19 protein-coding genes are annotated in these 20816 nt (G+C 73.9%); 10 read left to right on the top strand and 9 right to left on the bottom strand.

Going from position 1 to position 20816, the window contains the following annotated elements:
* Positions 1 to 106: 106 nt before the first annotated feature.
* Genes OG242_RS18585 through OG242_RS18570 form a run of 4 tightly spaced genes read left to right on the top strand, consistent with a single transcriptional unit; the run spans position 107 to position 6682 of the window.
* A complete protein-coding gene (locus OG242_RS18585; protein ID WP_405899243.1) occupies positions 107 to 3274 on the top strand; it encodes a hypothetical protein in 3168 nt (1055 codons plus the stop codon).
* Positions 3271 to 3984, top strand: coding sequence for a DUF4255 domain-containing protein (locus OG242_RS18580; protein WP_405899242.1), 714 nt, complete (start codon positions 3271 to 3273; stop codon positions 3982 to 3984). Before OG242_RS18585 ends, OG242_RS18580 begins: the two co-directional genes overlap by 4 nt.
* On the top strand, positions 3981 to 6074 hold the full coding sequence (locus OG242_RS18575; RefSeq protein ID WP_405899241.1) for an ATP-binding protein: 2094 nt from the start codon (positions 3981 to 3983) through the stop codon (positions 6072 to 6074). Before OG242_RS18580 ends, OG242_RS18575 begins: the two co-directional genes overlap by 4 nt.
* Before the next feature lie 29 nt (positions 6075 to 6103).
* Entirely contained in the window at positions 6104 to 6682 is a 579-nt protein-coding gene (locus OG242_RS18570) for a DUF1707 domain-containing protein (protein WP_405899240.1), read from the top strand.
* A 6-nt stretch (positions 6683 to 6688) separates the two neighbouring features.
* Here OG242_RS18570 and OG242_RS18565 read toward each other — a convergent pair whose 3' ends face one another.
* Positions 6689 to 7471: a thioesterase family protein gene (locus tag OG242_RS18565; RefSeq protein ID WP_405899239.1), complete on the bottom strand. Its 783-nt coding sequence runs from the start codon at positions 7469 to 7471 to the stop codon at positions 6689 to 6691.
* A 171-nt stretch (positions 7472 to 7642) separates the two neighbouring features.
* Between OG242_RS18565 and OG242_RS18560 the strand changes: the two genes are divergently transcribed.
* A complete protein-coding gene (locus OG242_RS18560) occupies positions 7643 to 8833 on the top strand; it encodes a flavin-containing monooxygenase (protein ID WP_405899238.1) in 1191 nt (396 codons plus the stop codon).
* A gap of 3 nt (positions 8834 to 8836) precedes the next feature.
* Here the strand turns inward: OG242_RS18560 and OG242_RS18555 are convergent, their stop codons facing one another.
* The gene (locus OG242_RS18555) at positions 8837 to 9718 is read right to left on the bottom strand and encodes a hypothetical protein (RefSeq protein ID WP_405899237.1); all 882 of its coding nucleotides are present in this window, start codon (positions 9716 to 9718) and stop codon (positions 8837 to 8839) included.
* Positions 9719 to 9747: 29 nt separating this feature from the next.
* A complete protein-coding gene (locus OG242_RS18550; RefSeq protein ID WP_405899236.1) occupies positions 9748 to 11067 on the bottom strand; it encodes an MFS transporter in 1320 nt (439 codons plus the stop codon).
* A 144-nt stretch (positions 11068 to 11211) separates the two neighbouring features.
* Between OG242_RS18550 and OG242_RS18545 the strand changes: the two genes are divergently transcribed.
* Positions 11212 to 11544, top strand: coding sequence for a hypothetical protein (locus OG242_RS18545; protein WP_330453108.1), 333 nt, complete (start codon positions 11212 to 11214; stop codon positions 11542 to 11544).
* Here OG242_RS18545 and OG242_RS18540 read toward each other — a convergent pair.
* Entirely contained in the window at positions 11501 to 12832 is a 1332-nt protein-coding gene (locus tag OG242_RS18540; protein ID WP_405899235.1) for an MFS transporter, read from the bottom strand. The genes OG242_RS18545 and OG242_RS18540 overlap by 44 nt on opposite strands.
* 103 nt (positions 12833 to 12935) lie before the next feature.
* On the opposite strand from OG242_RS18540, the gene OG242_RS18535 reads away from it, so the two are divergent.
* Positions 12936 to 13928: a GlxA family transcriptional regulator gene (locus OG242_RS18535; RefSeq protein WP_405899234.1), complete on the top strand. Its 993-nt coding sequence runs from the start codon at positions 12936 to 12938 to the stop codon at positions 13926 to 13928.
* Between the two features lie 14 nt (positions 13929 to 13942).
* Here OG242_RS18535 and OG242_RS18530 read toward each other — a convergent pair whose 3' ends face one another.
* From OG242_RS18530 to OG242_RS18520, 3 genes are all read right to left on the bottom strand, one after another.
* Positions 13943 to 14434 (bottom strand): ATP-binding protein, encoded by a 492-nt coding sequence (locus OG242_RS18530; protein ID WP_405899233.1) that lies wholly within the window; start codon positions 14432 to 14434, stop codon positions 13943 to 13945.
* A 416-nt stretch (positions 14435 to 14850) separates the two neighbouring features.
* Positions 14851 to 15396 carry an EF-hand domain-containing protein gene (locus OG242_RS18525; protein WP_405899232.1) on the bottom strand — a complete coding sequence of 182 codons (546 nt, stop codon included), beginning with the start codon at positions 15394 to 15396 and terminating at the stop codon, positions 14851 to 14853.
* 91 nt (positions 15397 to 15487) lie between these two features.
* Positions 15488 to 15862, bottom strand: a complete 375-nt coding sequence (locus tag OG242_RS18520) for an STAS domain-containing protein (protein WP_093707398.1) — start codon at positions 15860 to 15862, stop codon at positions 15488 to 15490.
* 248 nt (positions 15863 to 16110) lie between these two features.
* Here OG242_RS18520 and OG242_RS18515 point away from each other — a divergent pair, with 248 nt between their 5' ends.
* Together OG242_RS18515 and OG242_RS18510 are read left to right on the top strand one after the other, a co-directional pair.
* A complete protein-coding gene (locus OG242_RS18515) occupies positions 16111 to 16686 on the top strand; it encodes an RNA polymerase sigma factor (RefSeq protein ID WP_405899231.1) in 576 nt (191 codons plus the stop codon).
* Positions 16683 to 17984 carry a zf-HC2 domain-containing protein gene (locus tag OG242_RS18510; protein ID WP_405899230.1) on the top strand — a complete coding sequence of 434 codons (1302 nt, stop codon included), beginning with the start codon at positions 16683 to 16685 and terminating at the stop codon, positions 17982 to 17984. Before OG242_RS18515 ends, OG242_RS18510 begins: the two co-directional genes overlap by 4 nt.
* A 9-nt stretch (positions 17985 to 17993) precedes the next feature.
* Here OG242_RS18510 and purU read toward each other — a convergent pair whose 3' ends face one another.
* Together purU and OG242_RS18500 are read right to left on the bottom strand one after the other, a co-directional pair.
* Positions 17994 to 18872 (bottom strand): formyltetrahydrofolate deformylase, encoded by an 879-nt coding sequence (purU, locus tag OG242_RS18505; protein ID WP_405899229.1) that lies wholly within the window; start codon positions 18870 to 18872, stop codon positions 17994 to 17996.
* Between the two features lie 28 nt (positions 18873 to 18900).
* Positions 18901 to 19347: a hypothetical protein gene (locus OG242_RS18500; protein WP_405901650.1), complete on the bottom strand. Its 447-nt coding sequence runs from the start codon at positions 19345 to 19347 to the stop codon at positions 18901 to 18903.
* Between the two features lie 174 nt (positions 19348 to 19521).
* Between OG242_RS18500 and OG242_RS18495 the strand changes: the two genes are divergently transcribed.
* On the top strand, positions 19522 to 20802 hold the full coding sequence (locus OG242_RS18495) for an ABC transporter substrate-binding protein (RefSeq protein WP_405899228.1): 1281 nt from the start codon (positions 19522 to 19524) through the stop codon (positions 20800 to 20802).
* The last annotated feature ends 14 nt before the right edge of the window (positions 20803 to 20816 follow it).

The following is a 20816-nucleotide window of genomic DNA, read 5'->3' as shown; positions in this document are numbered from 1 at the left end:
AGGGCACCCGCTCTTCCCCGTTCCGGGTACTCCCGGCCCTGTTGTGCCGCCGCCATGGGACCGATGCTCGTGGTGGAGAACCATCGACCAGACTGTGAGGTGGACCGTGGGCGGTCCGAGGGGTCCCCGTCTGCGCCGGCTCGGCGGTGCCGTGGTGCTGCTGACACCGTTGCTGGTGGCGGGGTCCGTGTCCGCCCCGCAGGCGCAGCCCGTGGCGGAGCCGACGGCCGCGGCGGTGTCGGACACCGGGCGGATCGCGTTCGCCGGTACGGGGCACCGCAGCCTCGGCCAGGTCACGTCGGAGAAGGCCACCGAGGACGTGTTCGCCACCGGGCCCGCCCACTACGACCAGGACGCCTACGGGCGCGGCCGGACACTCGTCTTCACCAGCCTCCGCGACGAGGCGCACCCGCAGGTGTACCTGCGCGACGCGGACGGCACCGTACTCCGGCTGACCCGCGGCATGGACGCCGCGCACCCCGAACTCTCCCCCGACGGGCAGACCGTGGTCTTCGACTCGCCCGGGAACGGCGGCCGCCGGGACCTGTGGTCGGTGGGCGTCGACGGGTCCGCGAAGCCCCGGCAGCTGACGGACACCCCGGCGAACGAGACCTCCCCGACGCTCTCCCCGAACGGCACCCGCATCGCGTACGCGAGCGACGGCGGCCCCGAGCCGGGCACCCAGGTCTACGCACGCGACCTGGACGGCGGCCCGGTGACGTGCCTGAGCGACAGCGCGGAGGGCGACGCGGACGAGCCCGAGTGGAACCCGCTGAACGTCCACCAGTCCCGCGTCGCCTACACGCTGCACGTCGAGCCGGCCTCCGACACGGACACCGGGCACCGGCTGCGGGTCACCGACGGGCCCGGGACCGCCCGCCCCGTGCTGACCGGCCTCGGCAACGACTGGGGCTCCCGGTCGTCGGCCTGGCAGCCGGACGGCGAGGGCCTGCTCTTCCTCAGCCCCAACACGGACTGCGGGTGCTCCGTCTACGACCACGTCTACCGGATCGTCTCGCTCGGTGACCCGGCCCCGCACATGGTGCTCGACGAGGACCGCGAGGTGGGGACCCCGGCGGCGCTGGGCCCCGCCGGCTCCCCGACGACGGTCGTCACCCGCAGGACCACGAAGGACGCCGCCCTCGTCACGCTCCAGGACATGCGGCAGGACGGCTCCGACCCCCGCGACCTCCGGATCGACGTCCTGCGCGAGGACCCGAGGGCCCGGACCAACACCAGCGACGACCCCGCAGAAGACCCGCTGTTCCACCCGGCCGAGGGCTACGACCCTTGGACCGAGCGGCAGACGTACAGGCCCGACGGGCAGCGCATCGCCGTGACCCGCTTCGAGACGATCGACGGGCAGCGGGTCCAGCGGATCTGGCTCGCCTACACCAACGGGACGAACCCGTCGGCCATGAAGCTGGACGGTCGCGGCCCCCGGGACCGCGACACCGACCCCTCCTTCTCGCCGGACGGCACCCGGCTCGCCTTCACCCGGTCCACGCCCGGCGACAACGGCTCATGGACGAGCCAGGTGCTCGTCGCGGACGTGGCCTCCGGGCACATCACCGGCAAGGTCGTCCCGCCCGCCGGCGAGGTCGCCGGCGCCGACGCGCAGCCCGCCTGGTCGCCGGACGGCACCCGGCTCGCGTTCACCCGTGCCGAGGTCATCCGGGGCCTCGGGGGCATCAAGCACGTGTGGACCGCCCCGGTGAAGGAGCTCGCCGAACAGCAGGACCTGAGCCGCACCGGCGGCTGCCCCGGCGAGTGCAAGGTCATCGACGACAGCCCCGCGTTCTCGCCGGACGGCAGGTCCATCGCCTTCAACCGCAAGGACCGCGCCGACCAGATCAACCAGCGCGCCAGCGTCGTCGTCACCTCGACGGACGGAAAGAAGTGCCGGGTCGTCCTCCCGTCCGGCCGGAGCGACGACGCCAAGGCGTGCGCCGCCGAGATCCCGGACGTCGAGGCGACCGGCCCGTACCAGCCGCGTGACGTGGCCTGGTCGCCGGACGCCTCCCGGCTGGTCCTCAGCCACCGCCGGGACCGGGCGCCGAACTCGCCGGAGCAGCTCTCCGAACTCGACCTGGCCACCGGCACCCTGACCCCGCTGACCTCGGAGCTGCCGGGCCGCCAGAAGGAGCCCGCGTTCCAGCAGAAGGTGGACCTGACCGTCACCGCCCCGCCCACCGCGCCCACCGTGGACACCGGCTCCTCGGTGTCCGTCACGGTCACGGTCACCAACCACGGCCCGGCGCCCTCGCCCGGCACGACGCTGGTCGCCGACCTCCCGCCGGGCGTCCGGCTGGACGGCATGACCACCCCCACGGGCACGTGCGCCGCCGATTCGCCGGCCTGCGGCCTCGGCCTGCTGGCGCCCGGTGCCGAGGTGCAGGTCACCGTGCGGCTCATCGGCGTCACGAACGGCCCCTGGCAGCTGGGGTGGTCGGTGACCGGGGCGGTCGTGGACCCGAACCCCTCGGACAACGCCACGGGCACGGCCGTACGGGTCCGCACCACGCCCGACCTGCCCAGCCCGCCGCCCTCCGGACCGGCGACACCGCCCAAACTGCCGCCCCCGGCCGCACAGCCGCCCGCACAGCCCCCCGCCCTGCCGCCCGCACCCGAGGCCGGTCCCGGCGTCGTCGTCCGCGCGCAGCCCAGCCCGGGCTACGTCGGCGGCCGGGTCGTGGTGACGTACACCGTCCGCAACGGCGAGAACGCCCTGGCCACCGGCCTCCGGCTGCGGCTCGGGCTGCCCGCCCGCATCCCCGTGGCCACGCTGCCGCCCGGCTGCACCGGCGGGGTGTGCACGGTCCCCGACCTGGCGCCGGGCGCCTCCTCGGTCCTGCGCGTCGTGCTCGCCCCCGACCACGCCCTGCGGACCACGATCACCGGCACGCTGACGACCAGCGGCACCGACGCGGACCGGGGCGACAACGTCTCCCGTATCCCGCTGCGCATCCTCCAGCCCCGGATCATCTCGGTGCCGGAGATCGGCAAGCCCGGGTTCGTCACCTCGGTGCGCGGCAAGGACTTCCCGCCCGGCGCCCCGGTGAAGCTCGCCTGGAAGCCCGGGATCACGGCAGCCGCCGCGCCCACCCTGCCGGGCCGGGACGGCACGTTCATCGCCCAGCTGCTGATCGTGGTGAAGGACCGGACCGGGCCGCGCACCATCACCGCGTCCGGGCCCGGCTTCTCCCCGGTGAGGACCGACTTCCTGGTGGTGACGGGCAACCTGGTGCCGCCGGACGAGATGGGACGCCGGTGATCCACGAAGTCGACGAGGCGCTGCGGCTGTTGCTGGTCGACGCGGGCCTGGAGGACAGCGGCGTCGACCTGGTCTTCGACGCCCCGACGAAGGACTGGTCCGCCCGCCGCAACGCGCCCACGGTGAGCGTCTTCCTGTACGGCATCCGCGAGGACGCGACGCGCCGCCGCAGCGGCACGTCCGACGAGTACGACGCCGAGGGCCTGGTCACCGGCCGCCGGACGCCACCGCGCTGGTTCGAGCTGACGTACCTGGTCACCGCGTGGACCAACCGCCCGCAGGACGAACACCGCCTGCTCTCCGAGGTGTTGCGCTGCCTGATCCGCACGCGCGCCCTGCCCGGCCGCATGCTGACGGGCAGCCTCGCCGGCCTCGGCCTCACGGTCGAGATGGAGGCGGCCTCGGCGGGTACGGGCGACCGCCCGTCCACGGTGGACGTGTGGTCCGCGCTGGGCGGCGAGCTGAAGGCCGCGATCGACGTACGCGTCTGGGCCCCGCTGTCCGGCGAGGTCGAACCGGCCGGACCGCCGGTCACCGAGGGCCTGCTCGTACGGACCGCCCCCGCCGTGGACGGCGAGGCGGCGGAGCCGGGGCGGCGGCTGCGCTTCGAGGACGGCGCGACGGACCCGGCGGGCGAGGGCTTCGCCGCCGAGCGCGAGCGCCAGCTGCCCCCGGGGCGGCGCAGGCGCGGGGGCGGGGCGACCCGGTGACCACCGCGCAGCAGCTCGCCGCCCCACCTGACACCGCACTCGCGGATCTCTGGGAGCGGCTCGGGCACATCGAGCACCGCGTACGGCTCGCCGTCGCGCTGCGGCGGGAGGCCGATCCGGAGCCGGACGATCCGTTCCGGGGCCAGTACCTCACGCCCGCCGCCGCCGAACGCGTCCTGGACTCACGCGACGCGTTCCGCCCCGTACCGGGCCCCGGCCCCGACGCCCCGCCCGAGCGCGGCCGGGTCGCCGGGCTGGCCGAGCGGTTCGGGCTGGTCGCGCCGGATCTCGACCTCCTGCTCGTCGCCATGGCGCCGGACATCGACGTCCGGTTCGAGCGGCTGTACGGGTATCTCAACGACGACCTGACCCGGCGCCGCGCCACGATCGGCCTCGCGCTCGAACTGTGCGGCCTGCCCTGCGCGGGCCCCGGCCGGTTCCGGTTCTCGCCGTCCGCGCCGCTCGTCGCGGCCGGTCTGGTGGAGGTGCTGGAGCCCGAACGCCCCCTGCTCTCCCGGGTGCTGCGCGTCCCGGACCGGATCACCGCGCATCTGCTCGGGGACGACGAGGTGGACGCGCGGGTGCACGGCCTGGTCCGGGCGGCCGGGCGGCGGGAGGAGCCGGACGACTGCCCGGTCACCCTGCGCGTCGCGGCGGCGGCCGGCACCGGGAGCGGTCTGGTGCATCTGCTGGACCGGGGCGGCGACCCGGCCCGCCTCGCCACGGCCGCGCTCGCCTCGGCCGGGCAGCGCCCGCTCGTCGTGGACCCGGCGGCCCTGGCGGCGGCGCCCGAACCGGACCGCGTCGTACGCATGCTGGCGACCGAGGCCCGGCTGAGCGGCGGCGGTCTCGTCCTCGGCCCGCTGGAGACCCTGACCCCGGAGCAGCCGAAGGGCGCCGCCCTGCTCGGGGCGCTCTGCGCGGCGGTCGGCGGCGGCTCGCCCCTGATCCTGTACGGGAAGAAGCACTGGGACCCGCTGTGGGCCGCCGAGAGCCCGGTGACGGTCACGGTGCACCCGGCGGACCCGGCGGACGCGGTACGGCGGTGGCGCGGCGCGCTCGCCGAGGCCGGTGGGGCCGACGGACCGGAGGCCGCCGCCGGCGACCGCCTCGCCGACGCCACCCGGGCCTACCGGCTGGACTCCGGCCAGATCCGCCGGGCCGCCTCCGTGGCCTCCCGGCTGGCCGCCCTCGAGGGCCGCCCGGTGGCGCCGGAGGACCTGCGGACCGCCGTCCGGGCCCAGAACGGCGCCGGGCTCGCCCGGCTCGCCCGCCGCATCGAGCCCACGGTCGGCTGGGACGACCTCGTGCTGCCCCCGGCGACCCGACGCCAGCTGTCGGACCTGGCGCTGCGCGCCCGCCACCGGGACCAGGTGCTCGGCCGGTGGCGGATGCGGCCGGGCGGCGGCCGGGGGCGGGGCATCGTCGCGCTGTTCGCCGGGGAGTCCGGGACGGGCAAGACCATGTCGGCGGAGGTCGTCGCGGCGGACCTGGGCATGGAGCTGTACGTCGTCGACCTGTCGTCCGTGGTGGACAAGTACGTCGGCGAGACCGAGAAGAACCTGGAGCGGATCTTCGTCGAGGCGTCCGACGTCAACGCGGTGCTGCTGTTCGACGAGGCGGACGCCGTCTTCGGGAAGCGTTCACAGGTCAAGGACGCGCAGGACCGGCACGCCAACGTGGAGTCGGCCTACCTGCTCCAGCGCATCGAGTCCTTCGACGGCATCGCCGTACTCACCACCAACCTGCGGGCCAACCTGGACGAGGCGTTCACCCGCAGGCTCGACGTGGTCGCCGACTTCCCCGTACCGGACGCCGAGCAGCGGCTCGCCCTGTGGAAACGCTGCCTGGGTACGGAGATCCCCCGCGCCCCGGACCTGGACCTGGTGACGTGCGCGGAGCGGTTCGAGCTGACGGGCGGCTCGATCCGGGCCTGCGCGGTCACCGCCGCGTACCAGGCGGCGGAGACGGGCCGACCGCTGGACACCGAGCAGCTGGTCGCGGCGGTCCTGGCGGAGTACCGGAAGCTCGGGCGGCTGGTCCTGGAGAGCGAGTTCGGCCCGTGGATGGAGCGGCCCAGGCGGCGCTGAACCGCCCCGGTCTCCGTATCATCAGGTGCATGACTGCCGAACTCGCCCGTTCCGCCGCCCGCCTGCGCGCATCCGATGACGACCGCGAGGCGGTGGTGGAGCAGTTGCGGGAGGCTGCGGCGGAGGGGCGGATCGACCTGGACGAGCTGAACGAACGGCTCGAGCTGGCCCTCACGGCGAAGACGTACGGCGAACTCGCCCCGCTCACCGATGACTTGGGCGGCCCGGCCGCGCAGAGCACGGGCGAGCCGCTGGTCCTGCGCGGTGGCATCCACGGCGTGCAGCGCAAGGGCGCCTGGCAGGTCCCGCCGCGCCTCGTGGTCCACGGGGGCATCGGCGGCGCCCACCTCGACTTCAGCCGGACCGAGTGCCGGCTGCGCGTGATCGAGGTGGAGGTGGAGGGACAGATGGGCGGTGCCCGGATCGTGGTCCCGGACGGCTGGGGCGTGGACACGGACGCGCTGGATCCGGCGCTCGGGGGCCTGAAGTCGAAGGTCACGGGCGAGCGGGCACCGGGCGCGCCGCTGCTGAGGCTCAGCGGCTCCTGCGGCGTGGGCGGCGTCCGCATCCGCCGCCCCGGGCTGCGCGAACGCCGCAGGAAGCAGTGAGCCCCCTCAGAGCGGGCGGACGGTGAGGATCTGTTCCGCCCGGCCGACCGGCCCGTTGACGTCGTGCAGGACCGTGCTGGTGATCCCCTGACCGGTGGGCCCGAAGACGACCGTGGTGTCGAGGCCGGTCCAGCGGCCCTCGGGCTGCCGGTGCAGGTGGATCGTCAGGTCGACGTTGGGGAACATCCACTCGGTCGGCTGCTCGCGTACGGCGATGCCGTTGGCGGTGTCGACGAGCGCCACGTACGAGGCCACCGGGCCGGCGGTCTCGCCCGCGACGAGGTCGAGCGGCGTGGAGATCCAGGCGGTCGTGCGGCCGGGCAGGGGCGGGGCGAGCGGGCGGACGTCCAGGGAGGCGATGTAGCCGCCGGGCCAGAGGTCGGCCATCGGCCAGGGCGCGAGCGCCTCCGGCGGGGTGAGCCGGTCGTCCTCGCCGTCGGCGACCTCGGTGGTGTCCACGGGCGCGAGGGACCAGGCCCTGGCCCGTACGACCGGACGGCCCGCGATGAGGGCGACGGCCTCCACCAGCTCGATGGTGCGGCCGGGGCGGACGGTCTCGACGCGGATCTCGCACTCGTCCAGGGCGAGCCGGCCGAGGATGTCGAAGCTCACCCGCGACAGCAGCAGCCGCTCGCCGGGCCGGTCCGCGAGGTGGCGCTCGACGGCGTGGACGAGGAGGCCGCCGAGCGGGCTGAAGTGCACCTCGTCCGTGCTCCACGCGCCGCTCGCGTGCGCGGTCGGCTTGTAGTGGTGGGCGTCGATGCGCTCGTAGTAGCTGCCGGTACTCAACGGATGCTTCCCTCACGGCCGTACGGATCGGGCCCTCCAGCGTGCCACCGGGCACGTTCCGGCCGACGCCCGGGGGCCGCGACCGCACCCGCGTTCGACCGTGATCAATTCGCAATCGATTCCGGTCTTGACCGAGACCCATCAAGGAGTCACGCGATTACCCTCCGAAGCATGTCCGACAGCGCACCTACCGCCGGTAGCACCTCCCCGGCCCCCACCGACCTCACCGAGGACCGCCCCGTCTACGTCATCGGCGGCGGTCCGGGCGGACTGGCCGCCGCGGCCGCCCTGCGCGCGCGGGGCGTCCGGGCCGTCGTGCTGGAGAAGTCCGGGAGCGTCGGCGCGTCCTGGCGGGGCCACTACGACCGGTTGCACCTGCACACCACCCGGCGCTGGTCCGCGCTGCCCGGGCTGGCGATGCCCAGGAAGTTCGGCCGCTGGGTGGCCCGCGACAACGTGGTGCGCTACCTGGAGAAGTACGCCGAGCACCACGAACTGGAAGTGATCACGGGCGTCGAGGTCTCCCGCATCGACCGGGCGGCGGACGGCAGCGGCTGGCGGCTGAGCGCGAGCGGGGGCCGTGAGCTGACCGGCCGCGCCGTCGTCGTCGCCACCGGTTTCAACCACACCCCGCACCTGCCCGACTGGCCGGGCCGCGAGACGTTCACCGGCGAACTGCTCCACGCCTCGGACTACCGCTCCCCCGCCCCGTACACGGGCAAGGACGTCCTGGTCGTCGGCGTCGGCAACACCGGCGCGGAGATCGCCGTGGACCTCGTGGAGGGCGGCGCCTCCCGCGTACGCCTCGCGGTGCGCACCGTCCCGCACATCGTGCGCCGCTCCACGGCGGGCTGGCCCGCGCAGGCCACCGGCATCCTGGTCCGCCGGCTGCCCGTCGCCCTGGTGGACCGGGCCGGCCGCCTGATGGCGCGCGCGGCCGTGCCGGACCTGTCGGCGCACGGGCTGCCCCGGCCGGACACGGGCCTGTACTCCCGCGTCAAGGAGGGCGCGATCCCCGTCCAGGACGTCGGCCTGATCGACGCGGTGAAGCGCGGCCGGGTCGTCCCGGTGGCGGCCGTCGAATCGTTCGACGAGGACGCGGTGGTCCTCGCGGACGGCACCCGGGTCACCCCGGACGCCGTGATCGCCGCGACCGGCTACCGCCGGGCCCTCGAACCCCTGGTCGGCCACCTCGGGACACTGGACGGCCGGGGCCGCCCGCTGGTGCACGGCGCCCGCACCCCCAAGCAGGCCCCCGGCCTCTACTTCACCGGCTTCACCAACCCCATCAGCGGCATGCTCCGCGAACTGGCCCGCGACGCGGAGAAGATCGCGAAGCGGGTTGCCCGGAAGCGGGGTTGAGCGTCAGCGGGCGAGGGTGTACCAGTGCGGGTCGTCCGCCGTGCCGTACTCCCGATTCAGCTTCGGGTGCTCCGGCGTACCGTTGATCCGCCAGTCGAGCGAGCAGTCCGTGACCCTGAGCAGCACGAGCTGGTCCCAGGCGGTGGGGCCGTCGGGCTCGTACGACCAGGTACCCACGCCCGTGCAGTGGAACTTGAGGTCCTCCGCGCGGGCCGTGCCGTCGGCGGCCAGCCACAGGGTGCCGCCGCGTCCGTCCGTATAGGTGCCCGCGAGCCCGGCGGCGTCCATCGTCGGCGGGCGGTACTCGGTGACCACCCCGGTCCCGTACGCGGCACCGGCGATGCCGGCCACCGCCACCGCCGCCAGCGCTCCGTAGCCGAAGACGCGCAGGATCCGGCGCCCATGCAGTGCGGCGTCCCGTGCCAGGAGCGCCGATCCGGTGAGCAGCGGCGCACTCACCAGCCAGGCCACGGTAAGCGGGCCGGACCCCGGCTGCCGGATGACGGCCACGACCGACACGCCCGCGCTCACCGCCACCACGGCGACGACCGGCACCCACCACCAGGTGTCCGGCCCGGTCGTCCGGGCGCTCACCCAACGAGCCGTGGACACCGTCGGCAGCGCCACCAGGAGACTCGCCAACAGCGCGAACGGAGCGCCGAAGCACGTCAGGAACGGCAGCAGGACCAGCGCCCATCCGGGTCCGTCCGGCGGCGCGGGCGCGTCCATGGCCAGCTCCGCGAAGCCGTGCACCTCGACGGCGAGCGCCGTGCCCACGAACAACGCGACCGCCCCGGTCACGATCGCCTGCCCCGTCCAGACATTCGACGGGCCGTCGGACGCCTCGGTCCGCTCCCGTACGTGCCACGCGGTGTTCTCCGTCATGCGGGCCCCCTCCCGCACGCATTCTGGCCCTACGCCACCAGCGCCGCCCCGGCGGGCTCCCGTACCCGCCGGATCACCAGCACCATCAGCGTCGCCACCGCGCACAGCGCCCCCGCCGCGTACCAGACGACGTTGTACGAACCGAAGTGGTCCCGCGCCACCCCGCCCAGGAAGGCGACCAGGGCCGCGCCCACCTGGTGCGAGGCGAGGACCCAGCCGAAGACGATCGCGCTGTCCTCGCCGTACTGCTCCCGGCACAGGGCCAGGGTCGGCGGGACGGTGGCGACCCAGTCCAGGCCGTAGAACACGATGAACAGGACCATCGGCGGCTCGACGGTGGCCTGCATCAGGAGCGGCAGGAACAGCAGCGAGATCCCGCGCAGCGCGTAGTACACCGCGAGGAGCCGGCGGGCGTCGAAGCGGTCGGTGAGCCAGCCGGAGAAGACCGTGCCGATGATGTCGAAGATCCCGATGACCGCGAGGAGCGAGGCGGCGGCGGTGATCGGCATGTGGTGGTCGTGCGCCGAGGGCACGAAGTGCGTACGGATCAGGCCGTTGGTGGAGGCGCCGCAGATCGCGAAGGACCCGGCCAGCAGCCAGAACGGTCCCGTACGGGCCGCGTCGAACAGCACCCGGACGGCCCGGCCCGCCGCCCCGCGCGCGGGCGCCGGCTTCTCGACGTACTCCCCGCCGTACGGGGCGAGCCCCACGTCCGCCGGGTGGTCCCGCATCAGGAGCCACACGAACGGGACGACGACCAGGGCGGCCAGCGCCACCGTCACCGACGCCGGGCGCCAGCCGTGCCGGTCCACGATCCACGCGCAGAGCGGGAGGAAGACCAGCTGGCCGGAGGCGCCGGCGGCGGTGAGGACGCCGGTCACCAGGCCGCGCCGGGCGGTGAACCAGCGGTTGGTGACCGTCGCGGAGAACGCGAGCGCCATCGAACCCGTGCCGAGGCCCACGAGGACGCCCCAGTAGAGCATCAGCTGCCAGGCGGCCGTCATCCACACGCTCGCCAGCGCCCCGGCCGCGATCGCGCTCAGCGCCACGGCCACCACCCGGCGGATGCCGAACCGGTCCATCATCGCGGCGGCGAACGGCGCGGTGATCCCGTACAGCGCCATGTCGATGGAGACCGCGAACCCGATCTCCCCGCGCGACCAGCCGAACTCGTCCTGGAGCGGGTCGAAGAGCAGCCCGGGCAGGGCGTTGATGGCGGCGCCGCCGATGATCGTCACGAAGGTGACGGCGGCGACGATCCAGGCGCGGTGGACGCGCCACCGGCCGGGCGCGCGGGGGGCGTTCGGCAGCGGGGCGACGGGGACGGCGCTCTCGGTTGTCGGATTCACGCGCCCAGCATCCGGTCGAGGAACCCTTCCCCACGAGTGGCCCGAGGGACATGGTTCGCAAGAATCGGGCCACGGCCCCGGTGCCATCCGCATACGCGTACGATCTGGCGCACACCGCTCCGTCCAAGTCCCCGGGGGAACTTCATGCAGTGGGCCGAACGCCAGCACTTCAACCACGGGTCCTCGCTGATGCAGGGCTGGGGCTCCCTGCTGCTGCTCATCGCCTGCGTGCTGTGGGCCTGGCTGGGCTTCCTGATCTGGGACACCGACGACTCGCTGTACTGCTTCCGCGCCTCGTCCATCTGCGAGATGGACACCACCATGCCCAAGCAGCTGACCCTGCTGGGGATTTCGGCGCCGCTCTCGGTGGCCGGTACGGGGCTGCTCGTCGCCGGGAGTGTGCGCCGGCAGACCAGCGCACACGTCCTGCGGGTCATCGAGATGCAGCAGTCGGAGGAGCGGGCGCGCAACAAGTAGTGCCGTGGGGCTGGCCGATGCGTTCCAGGCGGCGGATCGGGCGGGCCGCGAGGAGTACGCCCACCGTCAGCATGTTGATCACCGCCCCGGCGATCAGTACCTCGCCCGTGCCCAGTTGGTCCGCGACCGGGCCCGCCAGCGCACGCCCCGCCGCGACCATCAGCAGCGAGCCGGCCACGTCGTAGGCGTGCAGCCGGTTCAGGGACTCGGGCGGTACGTGGGTCTGGACGGTGGTCGACCACATCACCAGCCAGAACGCGGAGGCCGCGCCCGCCACCAACTGCCCGGCGCCCAGGGCCGCCACGGGCAGCCCGAGGCCCAGCACGATCAGGTTCCCGCACACCCCGGTCAGCGCCACGGCCCCCGCCGCGAGCGGGCGGCGCGGGCGCAGACGCAGGGCGAGCAGGCCGCCGACGACGCTGCCCGCGCCGTTCACCGCCATCATCGCGCCGTACGTCCCCGAGCCGTGCGCCTCGGTGACCCGGACGGCGGTGAGCGGGAGCATCGGGCCGAGCACGGCGAAGCCGTACACCGTCCAGACCGCGATCACGCCCCACAGCCAGCTCCGGGCGGTGAACTCCTTCCAGCCGTCGACGAGTTCGGCCATGAAGGAGCCGCGCGGCGCCTCGTCCGAGGGCGCCGGGGCCAGGCGGAGCAGGAAGAGGCACGCCCCGGAGACCAGGAAGGTGGAGGCGTTGGCCGCGTAGACCGCGCCGGCGCTCGCCAGGCCCACGAGGACGCCCGCGAAGGCCGGGCCCGCCATGGTCATCAGCGCCTCGGAGACGCGCAGCGTGGCGTTGGCGCGCTGGACGTCCGGGGCCACGCGCGGCACGGTGGACGCCACGCCCGGCTGGAACAGCGCCGCCCCGACACCGGCCACCGAGCTCAGCGCGTACACCGCCCACAGCGGCGGGTTGCCGGCGGCGAAGGAGACGGCGAGCAGACAGGCGCCGACCAGCCGCAGCGCGTCGGCGATGATCATCATGCGGCGCGGGGTGAACCGGTCCGCGAGCACGCCGCCGAAGAGCACGAACACGGCGAGCGGGCCCATCCAGCAGGCCAGCGCGTAACCGACGGACGAGGCGGGGCGGCCGGCTCCGAGCAGCCCGGCGGTGAGCGCGACCGGGATCATGCCGTCACCGAAGACGGCGGCGGTCCGGGCGATGAAGAACAGCCTGAAGTTACGGCTCCAGAGCTGTCCGCCGGACTCCTCGAAGAGCGGCGGCAGGGGCGGGAGAGGGGACGGACCGCCGTGGGCGGCCTCGGGGTCCGTGGCGGGAATGCGCACGGTGTCTGCTGACTTTTCCTTCACAGCGATGACATGTATCAGCTTATGGTCTATACCAGCTAGGCACTTTTCGCCGACCGGAACGGACCGAAGGGAGCCCGCCGTGCCGCACCGGGTCGTCGTTCTCGCCCTCGATGGGCTGCTCCCCTTCGAACTGGGCATCCCCCAGAGGATTTTCGGGCTCGCCCGCCCCCTGGAACCGCAGGAACGGGAGCGGAGGCTGTACGACGTCGTGACCTGTTCGGTACGCCCGCCGGGCCCGGTCCACACCGAAGCGGACTACACGATCACCGTCGGCCACGGCCCCGAGGCGCTCGCCACGGCCGACACGGTCGTCATCCCGGCCAGTTACGAACTGGGCCCCGTGTACGACGAGGGCCGGCTGACCGACGAACTGGCCGCCGCGTTCGCACACGTCCGGCCGGGCACCCGGATGGTGTCCATCTGCACCGGCAGCTACACCCTGGCCGCCGCCGGGTATCTCGACGGGCGCCCCGCCACCACGCACTGGGCCCACGCCGACCACTTCCAGCGGCTGTTCCCCGCCGTGCGGGTCGACCCCGACGTCCTGTTCGTCGACGACGGCGACGTGCTGACCTCCGCCGGGGTCGCCGCCGGGATCGACCTCTGCCTGCACATGGTGCGCCGCGACCACGGGACGGCCATCGCCAACGACGTCGCCCGGCGCACCGTCGTGCCGCCGCACCGCGACGGCGGGCAGGCGCAGTACATCCAGCGGCCCGTCCCGGACACCCAGTTCGCCACGACGACCACCGCGCGGGCCTGGGCACTGGCCCGGCTCGAACGGCCGATCCTGCTGCGGGACATGGCCCAGCAGGAGTCGATGAGCGTACGCACGTTCACCCGGCGGTTCCGCGAGGAGGTCGGCGTCAGCCCCGTGCAGTGGCTCACCCGGCAGCGGGTGGAGCTGGCGCGCCGGCTCCTGGAGTCCACCGACCTGTCCATCGACCAGGTCGCCCGGGACGCCGGCTTCGGCACCTCCACGTCCCTGCGCCAGCACCTCCAGGCGGCGCTGGGCGTCTCCCCGACGGTCTACCGGCGCACGTTCCGCTCGGCGGCCGGGAACCGGGCCTAAGGGACCCAGGCGGCCTAGGGGACCGCGGGGCTCGGCTCGGCGCCGTGGACGCCGGGCTGGAGCCGGCCCTGGATCAGCGGGCCGCTGCGGTCGACCTCGCACCAGATGCGCTTGCCCGCGCCCTCCGGCTGCCAGCCCCAGCGGTCGGCCAGGCCGTCGACCAGCTCCAGGCCCCTGCCGCCGGTGTCCTCACCGCGCGCGTGCCGCTGCTGCGGCGGGCGGCAGCTGGCGTCGGCCACCTCGACCCGCACGGTCCCGGCGCCGCCCGGGGAGTCCGGGGAGTCTGGGGAGTCCGTCGAGCCGAACAGCATGCGCAGCACGGCCGGACAGCCGGTGTGCACGACCGCGTTGGTGACGAGCTCCGAGATGAGCAGGATGAGGGTCTCGGCCAGCGGCTCGTCGTCCCGCACCCCGGACCCGGCGAGCCGTGAGCGCGCCCATCTGCGGGCCCGTCCGACCTCCGCGGGGTCGGGCCCGACCTCCAACTGAACCTGAAGCACCTGCACCGCTCACACCATCCGAACCGGCGGACACATCGCCTCGCGCCTCCTCAGGGTCACGGAACGTGATTCCCTTGCACGACAGCATGGTTGACGTACAGTCACCGCAACAAGCGCTTCGGGCATATTCCAGCGCGAAGGAGTACGCGTAGTGCATACTGTGCGACGCACATTGCGGAGAGTCGAACAGTGACGCCGCACGCGCCGGGGAACCGCCTTCCCGGCAGGCCCGGCCCCGCTGCGCCGACCGCGAGCAGCACACCTCGCGCGGACCCGGGGCGCCGCACAGGCCGCACCCGGACCGCCAGGTTCCAGAACCACTCGCATCCCACGGAGGGTACCCGAGGCGGACACCGACTCCACCCCGTGACGAATCACGCAAAGGACACGAGCCGGTTCCGGTGACCGGCCGTCGCGCTGCGTCACGCCGTGGGGTGGGTCGATTCCTGGTGCGGTTCGATCACCGTCACGTACGCCGCGAGCGCGGCCACCGCGTCCTCCTCGACGACCCCGCCGTCCCGGTCCGTGTCCAGGCTCTGCGCGGCGAACGCCGCCGCGTCCGGGCTCGCGCCGAGGACCTTCAGCGCACGTTCCACGGCCGGCACCGGCGCCCTGCGGTCGCCGGACGGGCCGGCCGCGACCGCGAGCGCCGCGCGGAGGAACGGGCGGGCGATCTCCGCGAACCGCTCCGGGTTGTCGCGCAGCCGCTTCACCGCCCCGCCGACGAACTCCTCACGGGTGACGCGCTGGTCCCCGTCCACGTCGGCGATGCCCGCCATGCCCTGCCAGAACGCCTCGGCGCCGTTGTAGAGCGCCTGCCCCTTGTCGCAGCGGGCCGTCGTACCGAACTCGGTGAGCAGACGGGCCGCGGCGGCGTTGAAATCCGCGCGATCGATGTATCCGTTGCCGTCCTGGTCGAAGGCGGCGAAGCGGAAGGCGATCTTGCGCTCATACTCTGCGCTGTCCATGCGGGGAGCGTACGACGCGTTCAGGCGTCACGTGTCACTTGCAGGCCCCAGCCCCGTGACAGCCGCGCATCAAGGGACCGCGACGACGGTTTCAGGCCGTCAGCGGCTCGGCCTCCTCGTCGACGGCCGCGTCCCAGTCCGGGTAGACCTCGAACAAGCGGCGCACGCCGAGGGCGGCGAGCACGCGGTTGACGTGGGAGCCCTCCTCCGCGCCCCGGGCGGGCAGGATGAGGCGCAGCCGGCCCCCGCAGGACCGCATCAGGCGGCGCAGGGCGATGAGCACCCCGACCCCGCTGGAGTCGCAGAACTGGACTCCGGACAGGTCGAGGACGACGTCGTGGCGGCCCACGGCGACCACGTCGTGCACGGACTGGCGGACCGTGGCCGAGGTGAGCAGGTCCAGTTCCCCGCCTATGTGCAGCACGGTCCATCCGCCCCGCTCGGTCTCCGAGACTTTCAGGGTCACGTGACTGGGCCTCTCGTTCCGGGGATTCCGGGGAACCCGGTGATCCGGAGGTCCGGGTTCCTCCTTGGCGGCTGCCCCCACACGCCCCTCGCGAAACACCGACCTCGGGAGGACGGCGTGTTCGCAGACGTACTTGTCGTAAAGGGGCGTGCCCGACCGGGGCGGCCGACTACATTCGGACAGGACGAGCAGGAGATGAGAGGGACTGGCACGGCCCGGGGCCGATGGCGGAGGGGGTGGAGGGTCGGATGGCCAAAAACGCACCACCGCGCTGGGACCGCAGGATGCAGCAGCGGCTGTCGCACGGCGAGGCGGCCGCGCTCGGCGAGATGTACGACCGGTTCGCCGCCCTCGTCCACAGCCAGGCCCACCGGATGCTGGACGACGAGGACGCCGCCGACCTGGTCACCCGCGAGGTCTTCGGCTACGTCTGGGAGAACCCGGACGCGTACGACCCGAGGCAGGGCTCCATGCGGGCCTGGGTGGCCCGTCTCACCCACCGCGAGTCCGTGCGGCGGCTGCGCCGGGGCGGGGACGAGGACCGCGACGACCCGGATGATCCCGACGGGCTGGAGGAGCGGGTGCGCCGGGCCACCGCGGCGGCCCGGGCCGACTACATCGTCTCGTCCATGCCCGCGCCGCTGCGGGCCGCCCTGGAGCTGGCATACGTGCAGCGCCGCGACTACCGGCAGACCGCGGCGGACCTCGGGGTCACCGAGGACGAGGCGCGGCGCCGGCTGCGGCTCGGGCTGCAGCTGTTGTCCACCGCCCGGACCCGGCCGCTGGAGGGCGCCCCGCCGCCCGGATACGGGAGGGCGCTGTGAGCGACGGCGCCGGCGGCCGGGACGAGGAAGGCCGCGACGAGGAGGTACGGGGCGCCCGGCGCATACCGGGCCCCCGTCCCGCCGCGGACGACTTCGCCGACCTGACGCCCGTACCGGCGCCGGAGCCGGTGGCGGAACCCGTCGCGGAGCCTGAGCCCGAGCCGGTGCCCGAGCCCGTCGCGGAGGAGCCCGCACCGCCCGCCCTCGTCCTGCCGCACCGCGTGCTCCAGGCGCTCCTCGGGGCCTGGGCGCTCGCCGCGTGCTCCGCCGAGGAGACCGCGGCCGTCGAGGCGCACCTGACCGAGTGCGCGCCCTGCGCGGACGAGGCGCTGCGGCTGCGGGACGCGGTCGGGCTGCTGCACACCGACGGCAGCCTGGACCTGGACCCGCTGCTGCGGTCCCGGGTGCTGGAGAACTGCCTGAGCCGGCGGCCCGCGAAGATCCCGGTGCCCGGCTGGGCCGCCCCGTACGACGCCGAGACGGCGCGGCTCGACGCGCTGCTGCGGGACATCGGGAGCGCCGAGTGGCACGCCCCGGTGCGGCTGCAGTGGTTCGAGGGCGAGCGGGAGGCGGGCCGCCGGACCACCGTCGCCGGGGTGATCGGGCACCTCATGACCGTGGACGGCCTGGTCGGCGCCGCCCTCGGGCTCGACGACCCGCTGCCCGGCACGCTCTCCCCCACCGCGCGCACCGAGTCGTACTGGTCCGCCACCCGGGTTCCGCCGACCCGGGCCGTGCGCGAACCGTGGCGGGAGCAGAGCCACACGCTGATCCGGACGGTGTCGTTCGCCGGGCGCGGGGTCGCGGACCTGTCCGTGTCGTACGGGGACTTCGCGCTGCCGTTGCAGGACGCCCTGCTGGACCGGGCCTTCGAGTGCTGGGTGCACGCGGGGGACATCGCGAAGGCGGTGGACTACCCGTACGAGCCGCCGTCCGCCGGGCATCTGCACCGGATGATCGACCTCGCGGTCCGGATGCTGCCCGCCGCGCTGGCGGTGCGGCGGCGGTCGGGGCTGGCGGGACCGGCCCGGCAGCTGGTGACGGCCGGTTCGCCGGGGCGCTCGCTGCATCTGGAGATCGAGGGCTCGGGCGGCGGCGACTGGTACGTGGCGCTGGACTCGCCCGCCGCGCTCGGCTCGGCCGAGCACACGGTGGCGCAGGTCGCGCTGGACGGCGTGGAGTTCTGCCGGCTGGTGGCGGGGCACGTGCCGCCCGTGGAGGCGGCGGCCGGGCAGCGCGGGGACCGCGAGGCGATCCGCGACGTGCTCTTCGCGGCCGCCTCGCTCAGCCGGCTCTAGGGGCCCCGCTCAGTCGAAGACGACCGTGCGGCGGCCGTTGAGCAGGATGCGGCGTTCCGCGTGCCACTTCACGGCGCGGGCCAGCGCCTGGCACTCCACGTCGCGGCCGATCGCGACCAGCTGGTCCGGGGTCACGCCGTGGCCGACGCGCTCCACCTCCTGCTCGATGATCGGCCCCTCGTCGAGGTCGGCCGTCACGTAGTGGGCGGTGGCGCCGATGAGCTTCACGCCGCGCGCGTGCGCCTGGTGGTAGGGCTTGGCGCCCTTGAAGCTCGGCAGGAAGGAGTGGTGGATGTTGATGATCCGGCCGCTGAGCTGCTTGCACAGGTCGTCCGAGAGGACCTGCATGTAGCGGGCCAGGACGACCAGCTCCACGTTCTCCTCGCGGACCAGCTCCAGCAGCTCCGCCTCGGCCTGCGCCTTGTTGTCGCGGGTCACCGGGATGTGCCGGAAGGGCACGTCGTACGAGGCGACGAGCTCGGCGAAGTCCGGGTGGTTGGAGACGACGGCGGCGATCTCGACCGGCAGGGCGCCGATCCGGGACCGGAAGAGCAGGTCGTTGAGGCAGTGGCCGAACTTGCTGACCATCAGCACGATCCGCATCCGCTCCGACGAGCGGTGGATCTGCCAGTCCATGGCGAAGGAGTCACCGATCGCGGCGAAGCTGGCCCGCAGCTTGTCGACGGTCACCGGGGTGCCCGCCGAGAAGTGGACGCGCATGAAGAACAGACCCGTGTCGTGGTCCCCGAACTGCTGGCTGTCCTCGATGTTGCAGCCGGTCATGAAGAGATAGCTCGACACGGCGTGCACGATGCCTTGTTTGTCCGGGCAGGACAGCGTGAGGACGTACTGGTCGGAGGCGGTGTCGGCAGGCTGCGGCGCGGTCATCCCCGTAGCGTGCCACAACGACGCGCCTTCAGGCGGACCTGGTCAGAATGCGGAGCACGTCCAGGGAGCGGGGCGGTACGTCCGGGTCCTCGCCGTCGTTGGTGGACAGCAGCACATGGGCCTCGCGGGTGGCGGCGACCGCCTCCGGCCAGCCGTGGTGCTCCAGGTAGGCGGAGACGGGGGCGTCCGCGCCGACCTGGTGCATGATGCGCAGCACCCGCAGCACGGCGGCGTCCACGAGGGCGGCCTCGGTGGCGTCCCGGAAGATCGTGCCGACGTACTTCTCGGCGGACCAGTTGTCGAGCCAGGTGTCCTCGACCAGGCGGTACACGGCGTCGGTGACGTCGCCGTACCCCTCCCGGCCGGCCAGCCAGCACTCGTGGTGGAAGGTGGGATCGGAGAGCATGTGCAGCGCCGAGCGCACGTTGCTGCGCCAGCGCCACCACGGAAGGTCGTTGAGCGGCATGCCGCCCATGGTGGAGGAGCGACGGCCGCGACGGGAAGAGTTCTCGGAACCTTGCTGCACGGTTGTCGATCGTACGTTCCCTTTCCGGCACCCTCGACCGGCCCCCGGCGTTCACCGGGACGTCACCGGGCGTTGAGGACGGGCCACCACTGCGTTACCCGGGGCCGGGAAGGCTCTGGGGCCATGACCGGACGGCGACGCCCCCCTTCCCCCCGCCCCCTCAGGACACTCACCGGTGCGGTGGCGGCGGGGGCCCTGCTGCTGACCGGCTGCGGCGCGCTCCCTGGAGCCTCGGGGGACTCCGGGGAGCCCGTCACCGTCGTCACCTGGGCACCGGGCGGCGCCTCCGCCCCGGACGCGGCGAACATGGCGGGCATGACCGCGATGGCGCAGGCGTACGGGCGCTGGGTCAACGCCGCCGGCGGCATCGACGGGCACGAACTGCGCGTCGTCACCTGTGACGAACAGGACACCCCGGCCGGCGCGGGCGACTGTGCCCGCCGGGCCGTGGAGGAGAAGGCGGTCGCGGTCCTCGGCTCCTACAGCCGGCACGGGCGGGCGTCCCTGGCCCCGCTGGAGGTCGCCGACATCCCGTACATCGGCGGCTACGGGGCCTCCGAGGACGAGTTCCGCAGCTACACGTCCTATCCGCTGACCGGCGGCCAGTCCGCGCTGCTCGCTGGCACCGCCGAACAGCTCGCGCACGGCTGCGACCGGGTCTCGCTGGTGCGCCCGGACACGCTGGAGGGCGACAGCCAGTCGTGGCTGCTGCACACGGGGCTCAAGAGCGCCGGCCGGCCCCCGCAGCTCGACATACCGACGGCCGAGGGCGTCACCTCGTACGACGAGGAGGCGGAGCGCGCGCTGTCCGGCGCGGGCACGGACGGGGGGTGCGTGACGTCCGTGCTCGGCGAGCGTACGGAGACGTTCTTCGACTCGTTCCGGCGGCTGGAGCCGGCGGGCGCCGACGTGCGGGTGGCGTCCGTGCTCGGCAGCGTCGAACAGCCGCTGATCGACCGCACCGGGGGCCGGGACAGCCCGTTCGAGGGGGCGTACGTCACCGGCTGGTACCCGGCCGCGGGCGACGACCGGTGGAATCCGATGCGGAAGGTGATCCGTGAGCAGGCCTTCGGCGACAACCGGATCGACCCGGACGACACGGGCGTGCAGACCACATGGGTCGCGTACACCGCGCTGAAGTCGCTCGTCGAGTCGATGCACGAGTCCCGGATCACCGCCGCGAAGGTCACCGAGGCCCTCAAAGGGGGCGTCCGCGCGGACACCGGCGGTCTCACGCCCGTGCTGCGCTGGCGTTACGAGGACATGATCGGCTCACGGTCGTACCCGCGCATCGTCAACAGCAAGGTGACGTTCCAGGTGGTGCGGGACGGGCGGCTGGTCGCCGAGCGGAAGGGCTTCGTGGACGTCACGGAGACCCTCGTCGACGCCAGCGCCACCCGCTGAGCCGGCCTGATCCG

The sequence above is a fragment of the Streptomyces sp. NBC_00727 genome (genome assembly GCF_045161745.1).
In the GTDB taxonomy this organism is placed as follows: domain Bacteria; phylum Actinomycetota; class Actinomycetes; order Streptomycetales; family Streptomycetaceae; genus Streptomyces.
The sequence above is the reverse complement of the archived record's forward strand: the minus strand, read 5'-3'. Positions and strand labels throughout refer to the sequence as shown.